The sequence below is a fragment of the Shewanella jiangmenensis genome, assembly GCF_018596335.1.
GTDB lineage: Bacteria > Pseudomonadota > Gammaproteobacteria > Enterobacterales > Shewanellaceae > Shewanella > Shewanella jiangmenensis.
This window is the reverse complement of record NZ_JAHEPS010000002.1, coordinates 153818-169428: the sequence shown is the minus strand read 5'-3', so window position 1 is coordinate 169428 and position 15611 is coordinate 153818. Positions and strand designations below refer to the sequence as shown.

General features: G+C 54.5%; 10 protein-coding genes. 3 read left to right on the top strand and 7 right to left on the bottom strand.

All coding sequences use genetic code 11. From position 1 onward, the window contains the following. Window positions 1-41: 41 nt before the first annotated feature. Window positions 42-1436, bottom strand: a complete 1395-nt coding sequence (locus KJI95_RS06270; RefSeq protein WP_214506334.1) for a sensor histidine kinase — start codon at window positions 1434-1436, stop codon at window positions 42-44. Between the two features lie 417 nt (window positions 1437-1853). Between KJI95_RS06270 and KJI95_RS06265 the strand changes: the two genes are divergently transcribed. After that, window positions 1854-2600, top strand: a complete 747-nt coding sequence (locus tag KJI95_RS06265; protein WP_349356711.1) for a polysaccharide deacetylase family protein — start codon at window positions 1854-1856, stop codon at window positions 2598-2600. 201 nt (window positions 2601-2801) lie between these two features. Here the strand turns inward: KJI95_RS06265 and KJI95_RS06260 are convergent, their stop codons facing one another. The 3 genes from KJI95_RS06260 to KJI95_RS06250 all read right to left on the bottom strand — a co-directional run bounded on the left by KJI95_RS06260 (window position 2802) and on the right by KJI95_RS06250 (window position 4132). After that, a complete protein-coding gene (locus KJI95_RS06260) occupies window positions 2802-3089 on the bottom strand; it encodes a hypothetical protein (protein WP_214506332.1) in 288 nt (95 codons plus the stop codon). Between the two features lie 468 nt (window positions 3090-3557). After that, on the bottom strand, window positions 3558-3815 hold the full coding sequence (locus KJI95_RS06255; protein ID WP_214506331.1) for a hypothetical protein: 258 nt from the start codon (window positions 3813-3815) through the stop codon (window positions 3558-3560). Window positions 3816-3931: 116 nt separating this feature from the next. Beyond that, on the bottom strand, window positions 3932-4132 hold the full coding sequence (locus KJI95_RS06250) for a hypothetical protein (protein ID WP_214506330.1): 201 nt from the start codon (window positions 4130-4132) through the stop codon (window positions 3932-3934). A gap of 256 nt (window positions 4133-4388) precedes the next feature. Here KJI95_RS06250 and KJI95_RS06245 point away from each other — a divergent pair, with 256 nt between their 5' ends. Both KJI95_RS06245 and KJI95_RS06240 read left to right on the top strand, forming a co-directional pair. Then, on the top strand, window positions 4389-5048 hold the full coding sequence (locus KJI95_RS06245) for an exopolysaccharide biosynthesis protein (protein ID WP_214506329.1): 660 nt from the start codon (window positions 4389-4391) through the stop codon (window positions 5046-5048). 258 nt (window positions 5049-5306) lie between these two features. Continuing rightward, window positions 5307-7400, top strand: coding sequence for a TonB-dependent siderophore receptor (locus tag KJI95_RS06240; protein WP_214506328.1), 2094 nt, complete (start codon window positions 5307-5309; stop codon window positions 7398-7400). A 1131-nt stretch (window positions 7401-8531) separates the two neighbouring features. Here the strand turns inward: KJI95_RS06240 and tldD are convergent. The 3 genes from tldD to KJI95_RS19475 are packed head-to-tail and all read right to left on the bottom strand — an operon-like array spanning window position 8532 to window position 15611. Continuing rightward, window positions 8532-9980: a metalloprotease TldD gene (gene tldD / locus KJI95_RS06235; protein WP_214506327.1), complete on the bottom strand. Its 1449-nt coding sequence runs from the start codon at window positions 9978-9980 to the stop codon at window positions 8532-8534. A gap of 23 nt (window positions 9981-10003) precedes the next feature. Then, window positions 10004-10846, bottom strand: a complete 843-nt coding sequence (locus tag KJI95_RS06230; protein WP_214506326.1) for a carbon-nitrogen hydrolase family protein — start codon at window positions 10844-10846, stop codon at window positions 10004-10006. Beyond that, a complete protein-coding gene (locus KJI95_RS19475) occupies window positions 10770-15611 on the bottom strand; it encodes a YhdP family phospholipid transporter (RefSeq protein ID WP_349356710.1) in 4842 nt (1613 codons plus the stop codon). The genes KJI95_RS06230 and KJI95_RS19475 overlap by 77 nt, the downstream gene beginning before the upstream one ends.

Genomic DNA, 15611 nt, shown 5'->3' with positions numbered 1-15611 from the left:
CGATGTGGATTGCGTGAGTTGGAAAGATTGAGTGCTCTGGCTCATAACCCGGCCTCCTCGGCACAGAGCAGCGGCAGATACACGCTGGCGATACAGCCGCTGGCTGCACCCGTTGCGGTGCCCCTGGAAGAAATATCGCCTGATGCAACAGGTGCAATATTTGAAAGCACAAGCTCGCCGCCGAGGCGCTCGAGGCTTGCGTGGGTCAGCATCAGCGCCATGCCAAGCCCCTGCTCGCTCGCCACTGGCCGTGCACCCAGCGCTTGCAGCTGCGCCGCATCAATGCCCTTGCCCTCATCGCGAATGGTCAGGCGCAAGCGATTGTTGTCCACGGCGGTCGCCGACAGCCACACCCTCGCCTCTCCGGTTTGCTGGCGGGAGGCGCGGGCGCCGTTGTCCACCAGTGCCAGCAACGAAGGCAGCAGGCTCATGTCGCTGCAAAGCCGCCGGGGCTGCACAGTTTTATCGAGCTCAATCTCTATGCTGACATCGGGCATCAGCAGCAGCACCCTGTCTGCCAGGCTGGTACAGAGCGCCTCTACCGACACCACCGCCTGATGCCGCTCGCGAATAGCCTCGGTGGCGGCGCGAAGCTCGCTTAAGGTGGACTCACAGCGCCTGAGCGCGAGATCCATCTCGGCAGGCAGCTCCGCCGCGCCTGCTGCCGCGCCATTCCCAGCGCCATTCCTAACGTCAGCAGCAGCCTCCTCCATGGCCTCATCAATCAATAGCCGCAAGGTGGCAAGCGGTGTCGCCAGCTGATGACTCATCTGCGCCGACGCTGTGCCCAGTGCCAGCAGCTGCTCCTGGCGAAGCTGAGATTCCCGAAGCGCTGCAAGCCTGGCATCGGCTGCCCGCAGGCGCCGTGAAATCAGCGCCACACTGGTGGTCAGCACCAGGGCGCTCAACACAAAGTTAAGCCACATGCCAATAAAGTGTGAGTTCATGCCGCCGGTATCGGCCATCTCATGTCCCATGTGGGCATGGGTGCTGTGCATGCTGCCCGCCATGTCGCTGCTGTCCGGCGCGGCAAACAGCATCAGGCTGTAAGCGGCCGTGGTCAGCGCCGCCATGGTCCAGGGTGCCCAGGAAGGCAAGGTGACGGCAGCAATGGCAATCGGCAACAGCAGCAGCGAGATAAAGGCGTTGGTGGCGCCGCCGCTGAAATACAGCCAGGAGATCCACAGCAAGGTATCGATAAGCAGGCTGATAAAAAGCCCGCCGCTGTGGCGCACTATGCCGTGCCTGAGCCACAGGGTAACGCCAAGATACGCAAGCTCGATGGCAAACACGTACTGCAGCGGCTCGGTGGTGAGTGACAATCCGAAGGCATCGGCGCCAAAGACGCTGAGCAGTAACTGCAGCAGCAACCCCAGCGCCCGCAGGGTAATAAGCTGATTGGCCGCGAGCGGCGAATGGGAAAAACTCTGAGGCATGGGGCAGAAAAGAATGGCCAGAATAAGGCCGCCATTGTAGCGCGTTTACATCGCGAGCGACCTGACCTAACACAAAAGCGCGGCAAAAAGCCGCAGGCAAAACTGCCCCCTCCATTACCGATGCGCAGCCGCTGTAAATCCGCGCCGGTTTGCAATCACATCCTTAAACTGTAATAGTCGCAAATTATGGAAAATGATTAAAATTCAAACGGACATCAGATGAACTTACGCTTCCCCACACGCTACTGGCGCGCCCAATCACTCACTAAAACTTGCACTGGGTCTGTGAAAACAGCCGCCGCAGCGCTGGTGCTTGCGATATCCATACCCGCGAGCATACCCGCAAACGCAGCCGAAACATCAGCTCAGGGCCAAGCGGCGCCTCAATCTATCTACCCAAATCAAGCCCGCAACGCAGTGTCGTTAAGCTTTGATGATGCCAGGGTCAGCCAGGCAGATGTGGGGCTGGCGCTACTCTCCCGCTATCAGGTCAAGGCCACCTTTTATCTGTTGCCGGTATTTGCCAAAGAGCGGCTGCCCCAGTGGCGCGAAGCGCTGAAAAACGGCCATGAGATTGGCAACCACACCCTAAGCCACCTCTGCACCGGCAATTTTCAATGGCTCAGGGAACATGATGCCGGGCTTGAGCAAGCAGACCTCGCCTTTATCGCCAAGGATCTGGATGAATCCCAGACGTTTTTCAAACAGGAATTTGGCATCACCCCCAAACACTTCGCCTACCCCTGCGGCCAAACCTTTGTTGGCCGTGGAAAAGAGGTCAAAAGCTATGTGCCGCTGATTGCCGAGCGTTTCAGCACCGGCCGCACCTGGAATGATGAAACCGCCAACCTGCCGGGTTACACCGACTTTGCCCAGCTGCGCACCCTGCCTATCGACAACAAAAGCTTTACCGAGATAAAAGCCATGCTGGAAGCGCAGCGGGAAACCAACAAGTGGCTGATCCTGGCCGGTCACGACATCGGCAGCGAAGGCACCTTCACCACCCGCACGACTGCGCTGGAGCAGCTCATCCAATACCTGCAAGACCCCGCCAACGGCTACTGGCTGGCGCCAGTGGGCCAGGTGGCAGAGCATCTGCAGGCAACAATGCCAAGTAACGCCACTGCAGCAGCGTCAGCCACTGTCAGTCAAACCAGCCGATAACGCTGGGGATATGCAGTGGCGCTGGCAACATGCTGTAGCCCTGGCTATAAGCGGGGGGCGGGCGATAAACAGGTGGTTGGGCGATGACCGGATAGCTATCCGAGAGCTAAAGACACCCTGCGTTCAGCTGTGCGTCAAAATACCCCTACATCTTTAAAAAGGATACCGATTGAGGTGTCCTTTGTTTTTTAAAAAGACTAATTACAAATCAAACTTATCAAATATGTAACGCAGAAAAATAAACCCTAAATAATATAGAAAAGGGATTAACATAAATATCTGCAGCCCTATAAAAAACATCCAAGAAAATCCATTAATTTCTCTAACCGGCGTATCAAAGTCCAACTCAAAATATATTGCAAGCTTAAAGAAAATGTATGAACCAATAAATGTAATAACCATTAAAACTGCAAGGACTATTGCTTTTTTTATAGCCGTTTTTACTGGACTACTTCCAACTACAGAGAAAATTTTTCTTTTATTCTGCATCGTCTAACTCTTCTCTTGCTCTTTTATAAATTCTTCACCTGCTGCAAAGCCTAAACTAAAACCGGCACCATACGCAGCCCAAAAACCGTTCAAGGACATGCTAAACATTTGTTAGACATAAAAGCAAGATACTAACTTCCCTCAGGACACTGGAAACACATTTAATTTTCAGCTTGCAACGTTTGGACACCGAGGAAAAAACGGATTTGAATGAAAATGTGCTAGCTACAGGAATGCCGACTGCAGCCTTTTTGAATCAAATACATGCTTTAAAAGTGTTATGCCTGTCCTATCTTTTTCGTTAATAATGAAATCGTTGGCAACCCAATCCAAGATCCAATTGCGGGCGGATTTGGCTTGAGCAATAAATTTCATTGCCCAAACGTGTCGACGAAGCCCGCAGCCAAAGTCCAATAAAGACAACATCTTGGATGGAATACTTCATCATCTCAATGCTTAAGATCCAGTCTATTTGCCTGTCCCCGCTATTTTCTTGTTTTTTAAGCTACTAAAGTATTCATCTAATGCCAACCTCAATTTATTAGCATCTACGAGATCACCAAAGTTAACCTTTACTACTTCTTGACCGTTTAAAGTTTCATCTCTCATAGATATCGATATGTTGTGAAATCCGCGCATATAATCATCCAAGTCATTTGCATCAAAAGTATGATTAACATACATAAATACCTCATCACCTTCAAAAAATAATTCATTAATTTTCATCAATTTCCCCTCTTTTCAAAGTCCTTAATAATTTCTTTTTCTTCGGGTGTAGGATCGCGTTTATCCCTTTCATTACCTTGAGGCTTATCTTGAATTTTAGGTTGTTTATCTCCTGGTTATTTATACACTGTATGTTCGTCTTCTTTAACCCTGCGTTCAGTCATATCCTTTACGGTACCGTCAGCATTTCTGACCTTAACTCTCGCTTGACCAGTTTTATCTCCATGCCTATTTTCTTTTTCTGTATCAGGGCCTTTTTTCATATGAGGAGGCCCCTGAATTGTTTTCACGTATTCATTTAGGGAGATAAAGGACATCCTAAACACTTATCTCCCCGACTGACAAGACACACACTAGTGCCCGACGTTAAAAGACTTACGTTTTTAAGCAGTGCGCAGCACCGCCATCTATTAAGCGAACGATGCTCAGGTGGGGCTGACCAACTGCCAACTGTAAGTCTCTGTCCGTCGTTACCGCGCACGCAGCAGAAAAACATTAATGCGCAATTAACCTGGGCAAAGTAGGCTTACGCACGCGGTCTGTTACCGCAGCAACACCACCACGGGAAAACACATGGTTGCCGCGCAGCTGAAAGATCCTCAAAACACCCTGTCCGAAACCCTCAGAGGTACGGCAAACGCCCTTCAAAACAGCCACATCAGTCTTAAAGAATTGCTTAACCTCGTTGGCGAGCAAGGCATGCTGCTGTTTTGTATTTTACTGACCGTCCCTTTTCTGTTGCCTGTCTCAATCCCCGGGGTCAGTACGCCATTTGGCTTACTTATCTTACTGATTGGCATAGGCATCTGCCTTAATCGGGTTCCTTGGCTGCCCGCGAGCCTGATGGAGCGAAAATTCGCATCTGAGCAGCTCAAACCCGCATTGCACAAAGGGGCTGACTTACTAGCGAGACTGGACAAGTACATTCGCCCCCGCCTGCTGATGCTCAGCAGCAGTCATGCCATTAACCGCTGCAATGGCCTGATCATTACATTTGCGGCCTTGTTGCTGATGCTGCCACTGGGTGCAATTCCCTTCACCAATGCTTTGCCCGCCTGGGCCATCCTTACCATGAGCATAGGCCTGTTGCAGCGGGATGGGCTCTTTATCACCTGTGGCTATTTATTGCTGGCCGGTACTCTGGTGTGGTTCGCCGTACTGGGTTTTGGCTTGCTAAAAGCAGGACAGAGTATCACCCCCATGCTTGGCGCAGCCGCATCGCCCATGCTGTAAAAAGGCTTCCCGTCCAGTACCAAGGCAGGTCATTGGGCTTAATGCCAAGTCAGCACCAACACAGCAGACGAGTAGCTCCCCCTCCAATCCGCTCATTGCTAACTACCCTCAAACCAACCTTGGTTGCATGCGATGTCGGGAGCACTTGCAAACTCCCGAATGTAAATTTTGATGAGAATAGTTATCAATACGTTGATGATTACAACCGCCCTCCACTAGAATGCCGCACACAAAAAAGCATCAATGTGGGGGATCCCGATGGAAAAATCACTGTTAGCGACACTCGTATCCACTCTTTTGTTAACAACCAACGCCTACGCGGCTGAGTCTCAGTCCAATACAGACATCGAAGTCATCAGTATTAAGGGAAGTCGCCTGGATAAAGCGGCGACTGCCACAGGTCTGCCTTTGACACTGCGGGAAACGCCGCAATCCGTCACCATTATCGATCAAGAGTTTATTCAAAGCTTTTCGCTAAACAGCGTCGCTGACTTAATGTTTTTAACCCCCGGGATTTACGCTCAAAAAGCAGAAACCAACCGCTATTTCTTTAGCTCACGGGGTAATCCAATTACCAACTTCCAGTTTGATGGCGTACCCATTAACTATTCCAGCTTCTTTAATGATGCCTCCACCGACACCATATTATTCGATCGTGTCGAAGTGGTTCGCGGAGCAACCGGGCTGCTAACGGGCGCAGGTGAACCATCAGCCGCGATTAACCTTATCCGTAAACGTCCAAAGGCGACACCCGGTGGTTATCTCAGCACCAAGGTGGGCTCATGGGATAGCTATCGCGTTGAAGGTGACGCCTCGCTGGATGTCACACAGAGTGGTGACGTGCAGGCCAGATTTGCCGCCGCTTACGAAAAATCAGATAGTTACATTGAGCTTTCCGAAGAAGAAAACCTGCAGGTTTATGGTGTGGTCACGGCACGCCTGACCGACAATACGCTATTTACCCTTGGCGCCGATTACAGTGACCGGGACCCCAAGGGCTCAACCTGGGGTGGTCTTCCCCTCTTTTATGCGGATGGCACGTTCGCAAATGATTTACCCACCTCGACCACAACCGCTGCCTCCTGGTCAACCTGGAAACGCAATGGTGCAAACGTGTTTGCCACGCTTGAACATGGGTTTGAAAATAGTTGGGATCTCAAGTTTGACGTTGAGCACCGCAAAGATGAAATGGATGGCCACTTACTTTATCTCTACGGCGCTCCGGATAAAACCACAGGTTTAGGAATGGACGCCCTGTCTATGATCTACCAGGCGACCCGTGAACAGGACGCTGCGCGGCTATTTGCGTCAGGGCCGTTCGAACTTTTTGGCAAAGAGCATAAACTCACCGCAGGTTTACTCTATTCCAAGCAAAACACGGCGTCAGACTCCTATTGGCCCTTGGACAGCATGGCCGTAGGTAATTTCTTCGAATGGGATGGCTCAATTGCCAAACCTGATTATCAGGCCACTCCCGACTATCAGGAAAGTGAAGAAACCCAGAATGGCGCCTATCTCGCCACACAATTTAACTTGCATACTCAATGGATGCTGCTGCTCGGTGGCCGCATTAGCCAATACAAGTTTGAATCAAACGAAGACGACGACTACAACAATAGCGATGTTTTCACACCTTATGCGGGCCTGATATACAACCTCAGCGAGAGCATTTCGGTTTACACCAGCTACACCGAAATATTCCAGCCACAGGATGCAAAAGACGCAAACAATAAGCGCTTGGACCCCATGACGGGTAACAACATAGAACTGGGTGCTAAAGGTGATTTCTTCGATGAAAAACTGACAGCCAGTATCGCCGTTTTCAAAGTGCAAAAAGAAAATGTCGCTGAGCGCGACCCGAATTATCCCAAGCCCTTACCCGACGGCAGCTACCCAATGCGCGGGGTTGATGGCACAAGCAACCAAGGTTATGAGGTTGAATTAAACGGCAAACCAACAGAAAACTGGGATCTGTTTTTCAGCTATACCCACAGTAAATCAGAAGATAACAAAGGCAACGCCTTCAGGACTCACCTGCCAACGGATCTGGTGCACTTATCCTCGCTTTATCACTTCAATGGCGCGCTGGAAGATTTGGCCGTTGGCGGAAACCTCAGCTGGCAGAGCGAAGTTTATAAAGATAACGCTGGCCCCAATGGCGAGCGTTCCAAACAAAACAGCTATTACCTTATGAACCTGATGGCAAGTTATCAACTGACGGATGATGCGAAAGTTCAGCTTAATATCAACAACTTATTTGATGAAAAATACTATTCCAGTATTGATTTCTACGATCAGGGTTTCTTTGGCGACCCCAGAAATATCGAGCTAAGCCTGAATTACAATTTTTAATCACAGGCGATCGCTTTTTCAAAGGTTACTCAGGAAAAGCCTCCCCAGACTGAGATAAAAACAACGCCCAAATAAAAGACGACCCTCGGGTCGTCTTTTTACATTTATTGATAACCGCGTAATGCCAGCTTAGGCCGTGCCGCCCACTGTTAGGCGGTCCAGCCTTAAGGTGGGCTGGCCAACGCCAACCGGTACGCTCTACAACTGACGGCGGGCTGTGGTGATGACAAGCCTCAACGGGTTCAAAACAGGTACTTCAAGTCGATGGTATGCAAAACATCAAAAGATGTGATTATCCTGTTTTTTGTGATTATTTGTAGATGGCATTAACATCTTGGGTTTTAAACGCTTGCAGTCTATACGATCAGTTCAGGCGCTAACAGTGTACAAAATAACAGCTTAAATTGTGTGACCTTAGTGCTTGGTGGTTCTGAAGGTTAGCCTTCACTAACGTGGGATATTTTCCAAAAGATATCCACAAGATCTTAAGGAACTTCCTTGTTGCGACTTATTTTTTAGTGTCAGATAATCTAGTCTATCGATAGAAAAGAAAAAGCCACAGTATCAACTGTGGCTCTTCCCGGAGAAGCATCTTTTTGTCGAGCATAACCCGAGCAGAAAAGGTTTACTTCAGCCTAGACACCTTAAGTATACCGAGTCAGCCCAACTAGACAAACAGAAAATTTCGGAAATGCAATTTTCATGTCTTGCCTTATGGCTGATGTCTGCTCTGGGGTTTCATTTAACCAGTTAGGATCATAGGATAAAATCATGATTCAAGAGCAGCAAGGGGCGCGGCCCCCAAACCAAGCAGTTTGTATAGTCAATGTCTATCACATCAGCTCGAAGGAACCGCTTTGGAAAAGGTTGCTTGAGCGGGCACTGTTGGTTACATGCCCTTTGATACTCTCTGATGTGTGGGGGGCGATAGGAAGCCTCATCGGTTGATACTTTTTGACAGCCCGCGTAAGCGGGCTTTTTATTGCCTTACTTCTACATAGAGAAAGAAAAGGTAAAGGACATCCTAAACACTTATCGCCCGGACTGACAAGACTCAAACCCTGCCGCCCAAAGTAAAAAGACGACCCTTGGGTCGTCTTTTGCATTTATTGATAACCGCGTAATGCCAGCTTAGGCCGTACCGCCCACGGTTAAGCTATCCAGCCTCAAGGTGGGCTGACCTACGCCAACCGGCACGCTCTGGCCGTCTTTACCGCACACGCCTACGCCCTTGTCGAGTTCGAGGTCATTGCCCACCATGGAAATCTGGCTCATGGCCTCGGGGCCGTTGCCAATCAGGGTGGCGCCCTTGATGGCACGGGTGATCTCGCCCTTTTCGATGAGGTAGGCTTCGGAGGCGGAGAACACGAACTTGCCGGAGGTGATATCCACCTGACCGCCGCCGAAGTTGGGGGCGTAGATGCCCTTTTCCACCGACTTGATGATATCGGCTGGGTTGTCCTTACCCGCAGTCATGTAGGTGTTGGTCATGCGCGGCATCGGCAGGTGGGCGTAGGATTCGCGCCGGCCGTTACCTGTGGGGGCCACACCCATCAGGCGGGCGTTGAGCTTATCCTGCATGTAGCCTTTCAAAATACCGTTTTCAATCAGCACAGTACGCTGACTAGGCACGCCTTCATCGTCGATACTGAGTGAGCCACGGCGATTGGCGAGCGTGCCATCGTCCACCACGGTCACCAGCTTGGATGCCACCTGCTGACCCACCTTGCCGCTGAAGGCGCTGGAGCCCTTGCGGTTAAAGTCGCCCTCGAGGCCATGGCCCACGGCCTCGTGCAGCAGCACGCCCGGCCAGCCCGGGCCAAGCACCACAGGCATTTCACCGGCGGGGGCATCCACGGCGCTGAGGTTAACCTGCGCCTGACGCACGGCTTCGCGGGCAAAGCCAAAGCAGACCGGCAGACCGGTGTCGTCGTTGGCAAACAGCGGCGCAAAGTCATGGCGACCACCGCCACCGGCACCGCCGCGTTCGCGCTTGCCGTTTTCTTCCATGATCACCGAGCAGTTAAAACGCACCAGCGGCCGGATATCGGCGGCGAGAGTACCGTCACTGGCGGCCACCAGAATTTCTTCATGTACGGCTGAGAGACTTACCACCACCTGAATGATGCGCGCATCGAGGCTGCGGATATAGGCATCGGCCTGACGCAGCATGGCGATTTTGCTCGCTTCTTCCATCGCGGCGATGGGGTCGGCGCTGTCGTACAGGGTATGGGCGGATTTACGCTCAAAGGCGCGCACCTGAAAGTCGTTGCCGACCTGCGCTATGCCACGGGCAGCCAGCGCCGCCGATTCGAGCGCCGCCGGAGTGATTTCATCGGCATAGGCAAAACCGGTTTTTTCGCCGCTGATGGCGCGCACGCCCACACCGCGCTCGATATGGAACGAGCCTTCCTTGATGATGCCGTCTTCCAGCACCCAGGTCTCGTGGCGGCTGCCCTGAAAATACAGATCGGAGAAATCCACCTTATGGGCATGGATAAGCTTGAGGTAGTCGGCGAGACTGTCAAGACTCAGTTGCTGACCGAGCAGGCTGTGTTCCACTTGGGTTAAAAACGGCATCGCTTCTCTCTGTGTAATCAAGATTATTCGGATGTACCGGCGCCAAGCAGCACCGGCTTTGCAAATCGGTTATGGGCACCCACCGGCATGGCAGCGCGCACCCTGGCAAGCTCGCTCATATCCAGCCTTGCCCGCACCCAGCCTGTGCCCGCAGGCAGCTCGGCCAGGGTACGACCCCAGGGGTCGATTATCATGCTTTGGCCCCAGGTCTCGCGGCTGCCTACATTGTGGCTGCCCCACTGAGCGGCGCCCAGCATAAAGCATTGGGTCTCGATGGCGCGGGCCTTTAACAGGATTTCCCAGTGCGCCTCCCCCGTGACCCTGGTAAAGGCTGCCGGCAGCAGCAAAATCTCGGCGCCGGCGAGGCGCAGCGCGCGGAACAGGTCCGGGAAGCGCACATCGTAACAGATGGCGAGTCCGAGCTTGCCAAAGGGGGTATCGACCACGACCACCTTATCGCCGGGGCAGAAGGTATCGCTCTCGCGGTAACGCTTGGTGCCGTCGGCCACGTCCACATCGAACAGGTGGATTTTTTCATAGTGACCGAGTACATCACCTTTGTCATCAAATACATAACAGCGGCTGTAAACCCGACCATCGCCACTGCGCGCCGGAATGGTACCGGCGACCAGGTACACCCCAAAACGTGCCGCCAGCGCTGAAAGCGCCTGTTTCAGCGGCTCATCTTCACCGGACCAGGCAAGCTGCTCGCTCTCGTGGCCACCAAACAGCAGACAACACTCGGGCAATACCACCAATTGTGGCTCAGCCTCCTGCCTTGGCAAGGATTCAAGCTGCGATTCGATAAAGCGAAGATTGGCCGCCACATCGCGGCTGCTCTGGCATTGCAGCAGACTTATCTGCATGAAATTCTCCGGCGCTTGGGGTATCAATCCATTGTAACGGCTGCACTACCGCCCGCAAGACGGCCTGAGGCGGAGTGGGTTCTGCTTTGGGTTCAGGCTCTGCTTTGGGTTCAGGTTCTGCTTTGGGCGCTGGCTCGGCATTTGAAGCAGGCTCTTGTGGCACCTGCAGCGGTGCGGTGCTGCCATCGGCCGGCGGCACTTTTGGCAGCACAGATTCAGGAATTTCGATTTCCTTGCTCTTACGCTCAAGCTCCTCAACCACAGGCTCGCTCATGGTGCCGGTGAGACGGAAACGAATTTCCGAAATCACTTCAATCACAGGCTCCAGCACCTTGGTCAGCGCGAAAGCGCCAAGGCCCATGGTCCAGGCGCTGGTGCTGAGCAGCACCACAGTCGGCACGCTCGAGGCCAGCTGCGGCACAAAGCGGATATCGTAGTTCAGGCTTTTGGTGGTCAGGTCGGTAAAGCCGCGCACCTTCATATTTCCCGCGATGGCATCGATTTCAGTGTCGCGGGTTTTCACCACGCCGTTATCAAGCTCCAGCGTTCCGCCAAAGCTGTGGTAATACATGCCCTTACCAAACACATCACTGAAATCCAGCGACAGCTTGCGCACCAGCGAGTCGAGGCTAAAGAGCGAAAACAGCCGCGCCCCTTTATCGCTTACTTCCGACAGGCTGCCCTTACCGAAATTGAATTTCACATCGCCGCTTAAGCTTGCCAGGGCAAAGTCCTGCGGCGCGCCGCGCCAGTGCAGCTCGGCGCTGAGTTCAAGCGGCGAATCCTTAATGCCGGGCTCAAGCCCAAGCTGCTCGGTGAGCGCATCAAAACGCTCGGCACCCAGGGTAAAATTAAGTCGAGTTTGCTGACCGTCGCCCAATGGCCGCCACTCGCCCTGCCCATTAAGCGATGCCGCATCCGATCCGATAGACAGGGTATCAAACCGGTAAGCCTCTGCCTGTGGCTGGCCCTGCAGCACCAAATGCCCAAGCCGTTTGCCGTAAAGCCTGAAATCATCCACATCGATTGCCAGCGGCGGCAAGCTGCTGGGGTCGGTTGTGGCTGTTTTCTCAGGGGCGCTCTCCGTTGCTTTCGCTGTGGTTTGAGCTTCAGCGATAGCCTGGGCTTCAGCGATACCTTGGTCTTCAGCGTCACCGCTGGCAGAGGCATCCCCGGCTTGTTCGGCCTCAGCACGGCCAAGATACAAACGACTGGCACGGATCTTCATCCCGCCCTGCTGCCAATCGGGGAAGATATCAATATCGCCTTCAAATTCATCCGCTTCGGCGCTGATGCGCCACAAACTGTCCTGCGGGCGGGCGTGGATACGCGGCTTGGTCAGCTCCTGACCGAAAATCTTAAGCTCGCCAAGCTTCACCTCAATTCCGGTCAGCGGCGGGAAGAATCCCTGTCTGGCAGAATCGCCATTCGGCGAGGCTGGGTTTAAAGCAGAATCAGCAGCGGGTTTTGAAGCCGTATTTGGGGCTAAGTTGGTGGCGCTGGCGTTATGGTCGATAAAGCTATTTATCACCTTAAGCCACTCATCAAAATCGGCACTGGCAAGGGCAACCTGCATGCTGCCACCTTTTGCTGCCGCTTTTACGGAATCGCCGGCAACATCGGCTGCGGCGGTGTTTGCCTGAGCATTGCCGTTAGTCTCGCCGCTACCGCTATTAAGACCTGGCGGCACCTCAATGCCCACCGCCGCCAGACCATCGGCGAGCACCTGCCCCACCGGCTGCTCGAGCGCCGCCACCGCGCCCTTGACCGATTCGATGGCATTGGCCGCCGCCGTTGCCGCGCTGTCGGCTGCACTCGCGGCCACGTTAACCGCTGCATCGGCAACTTTGGCAGCCGGATTTGTGTCCGCTGCGGTATCAGAGGCATCAGCTGCAGTGCTTGCGGCCAGTGGCGCTTTTTGCGAGCCATCGGCCAGGGTCAGTTTAAAATCATCCATCACGCCGCTAAGCGGGTTGATATTGGCGCGAAAATCCCCCTGCTCACCAAGCTTGATGCCAAGCGCGAGATTTTGCTGATTGCCACTTAAGCTAAGCTCCAGCGGCCGCTGCTCGCCCATGGGTTTGTTGTAGGGCGCAGGCAAATTGAGCGCGAGGTTTCGAAGACTGGACCGAGCCGATGCATCGAGCGAATAGTCGCCGCCGCCCGCCAAATCCAGGGTCAGCTTACCCTGCCAGGCCAGCACGCCCTGATAGAAGGGGCTTAAAGGGTTGGCAAAGCTCTCGGGCATCCGGTCAAGATCCCAACCGCCCTTCAAAGACGAGGTCACACGATAGCCGCTATCACGCCGCATACCGCCCACATCAAAGGTAATGGGCTGACCAAATACCCGCGCGCTCAGGCCTTTGGCACGAATATCATCGTTTGCGAAACTGAGCTCACCGCGAACCCGGGTCAGCTGCAGTCCGGGCGACTCGAGGTACACGGGCGAATCATCAAACAGGACCAGACCACGAATGTCCGGCTCGCCGCCATGGTACAGCGGAATGGTCAAATCCAGATCGCCACGCACATTGCCCTGTACCTGCACCACATCCAGCACGGCGCCCACCGACTCTTTAAGCGGCGAGTCCTTGAGCACGGCCGTCGCCGCAGGGCCTGTGGTGGCCAGCGCAGCCTCAACTTTTAGTACGGTTTCGTGGCTCATTCTGGGAATAGAAACGTAGGCGCCGGCGGCATCGACCCGTTTGAGCTTGCCTTCATCGACCCAGATATCCATGCGGGCATTTTCAAACAAAGCCCGTAATTTTAAGTCGGTGACCGCAGGCCAGTCGGGCTGAAACGCATAGTGGCCGTCGGCGAGCACAAATCCGGCCTGAAACACGCCCGAGCCGTCATCATAGGGGAAGTCCGCAAGTGCGCCTTTCCACACCACTGCCGCCTGCTCGGTTCGACCGGCAATGATGGCGCCCTCGAGGTAATCGGCAAGCTCCTCGCCCATGGCGCCCCGTGGAAAGTAATAACCGGCGCGGGAGGCATCGTGCACTGTAACATCGGCCGCAAGCGATAGCTCCGCCCGTGGCGCAAAACTGAATTTCACCGCCGCATCCAGCGCCAAGTCCCCGTTGGACAGCTGTACCGACGGCGACATCAGGCTTTGGTCGGCAAAGTTGTAGCCAAGCTCAATTCCCGGGCTGTCAAAACTGAGCGGCGCCTTGAACTGCTCGGCAAAATCCACGCTAAGTTGCTGCGCCCCAAGGGAAGCCCGCACCCCGTCGTTGTTGGCATAAAGGCGGGCGCTGAGCGGACTTAAACCGGGCACCGCGCCCTCGGCCTGCCAGCCAAGACCGGCAAGGCGGGCACTCATCTGCCACTCGCCGGGCAGCCCGGCGGCTTTGGTTGATGGCGCCGAGTCTGAGCCGCTTTTTGCTGTCACGTTAGAAGCCACGTTTTCGGCTGCAGCCTGCGCTGCAGGCGCGTCCTTTGCAAGAGCATCCTTTGAAGAAACTTCCGAAGCCGCGCTTTGCCAGTTAAACCTGATGTCATCCAACCGGCCGGTGGGCGCCATGGAGAGCACAGTCTCAAGCCCTTGTTTGCCAAGGCCGGGAATAAGCGGGGTAAGCGGCAGCAGCGCAGCAATGTCGAGCGCCCGTAACTCGGCGCTGAGCTGCTCGCCGTCGAATTTGGCCGAAAATTCCGGCATAGGCCAGTCGATACCGTTACTGGCAAGCTCCAGTGCGTCGCTGCCAAGCAGCCAACCCTGACCGTGCTGCTTCCACAGCACAGCGCCGCCGGCCACTTCGAGGCGCTGCACGCTGCCGTTGCCGTTGCCGTTGCCGTTGCCGTTGCCGTTGCCGTTGCCGTTGCCGTCCAAGGATTGCTGCGCGCCGTTTAGCACTGTGGAATTAACACCTGCCGGAGTCGGCCACTCAAGATAGCTGGGATCAAACTGCACCAGAATCGAGCTAATCGAGCGATTCGCGACCTGAGCCCAGGCCTGCAGGTTGACGACCCCAGCCAGCGGCATAGGCTGTGTCTGCTCAAAGGGATTGGGGCGGCGGGCGGCCCACTCGCCTACATCGAGGGAGTTGGCCAACAGATACGCTTGACCGTGAATACTGTCGGGGTCGTTGCCGTTGCCCTGCAAGTCGATTTGCAGCTGCAGGCGCTCGGCCAGCGGCGCGTCGGCATCCAGATACACATAGCCTTCGGCGCGGTGGCGGTTGCCAAGGTTGCGCCAGCGCAAGTCGCCAAAGTAAATCGGCCTGAAATCATGATGGCGGCTTTTAAGCTCCAGCATGGCTTCGCGCATGCCAAAATGCTGTAGCTGCTCCAAAAGCAGTTTGTAAAGCCAGTCTCCCGCACCCGCCTGAGCCGGCTTGGCCGTGCTGCTGTCGCCACTTTTACCGGATTTGCCCATGGCATCGAGGTCAAGGCTCACCTTCACCCCGTCAAACACCACGTTCTCCACCGAGGGCGAGCGCTCAAGCAGGGTCTGCCAGAAATCCAGCTTCACTTCGGTGCGCTGGATACTGAGGCTAAGCGGCAATCCGTCCTGGGTCGGCAGCACCAGCCCCTTGACCGTCAGCGCCGGGCCAAAGGCCTGCCACTCGGCCGACAGCTCGACGATTTCGACCTTGACCCGATAGTTGTCCCACAGATAGTCGGTAACCTTGTCACGGGCCTGATGGAGCTGCGGCAGCAAACTGCGGATGAGACTGACCACCAGCGCAAACAGCACCAGCAAGGTCGCCAATATCAATCCCGTTATCCGGCCAATTTTGGCCGGACGCCACAGTCCAGCCAC

What these genes read in the sequence shown, in the direction of transcription:
- KJI95_RS06270 (WP_214506334.1), bottom strand. Translation starts at nt 1,436, where the DNA reads ATGCCTCAGAGTTTTTCCCATTCGCCGCTCGCGGCCAATCAGCTTATT.
- KJI95_RS06250 (WP_214506330.1), bottom strand. Translation starts at nt 4,132, where the DNA reads ATGTCCTTTATCTCCCTAAATGAATACGTGAAAACAATTCAGGGGCCT.
- KJI95_RS06245 (WP_214506329.1), top strand. Translation starts at nt 4,389, where the DNA reads ATGGTTGCCGCGCAGCTGAAAGATCCTCAAAACACCCTGTCCGAAACC.
- KJI95_RS06230 (WP_214506326.1), bottom strand. Translation starts at nt 10,846, where the DNA reads ATGCAGATAAGTCTGCTGCAATGCCAGAGCAGCCGCGATGTGGCGGCC.
- KJI95_RS06260 (WP_214506332.1), bottom strand. Translation starts at nt 3,089, where the DNA reads ATGCAGAATAAAAGAAAAATTTTCTCTGTAGTTGGAAGTAGTCCAGTA.
- tldD (WP_214506327.1), bottom strand. Translation starts at nt 9,980, where the DNA reads ATGCCGTTTTTAACCCAAGTGGAACACAGCCTGCTCGGTCAGCAACTG.
- KJI95_RS06255 (WP_214506331.1), bottom strand. Translation starts at nt 3,815, where the DNA reads ATGAAAATTAATGAATTATTTTTTGAAGGTGATGAGGTATTTATGTAT.
- KJI95_RS06240 (WP_214506328.1), top strand. Translation starts at nt 5,307, where the DNA reads ATGGAAAAATCACTGTTAGCGACACTCGTATCCACTCTTTTGTTAACA.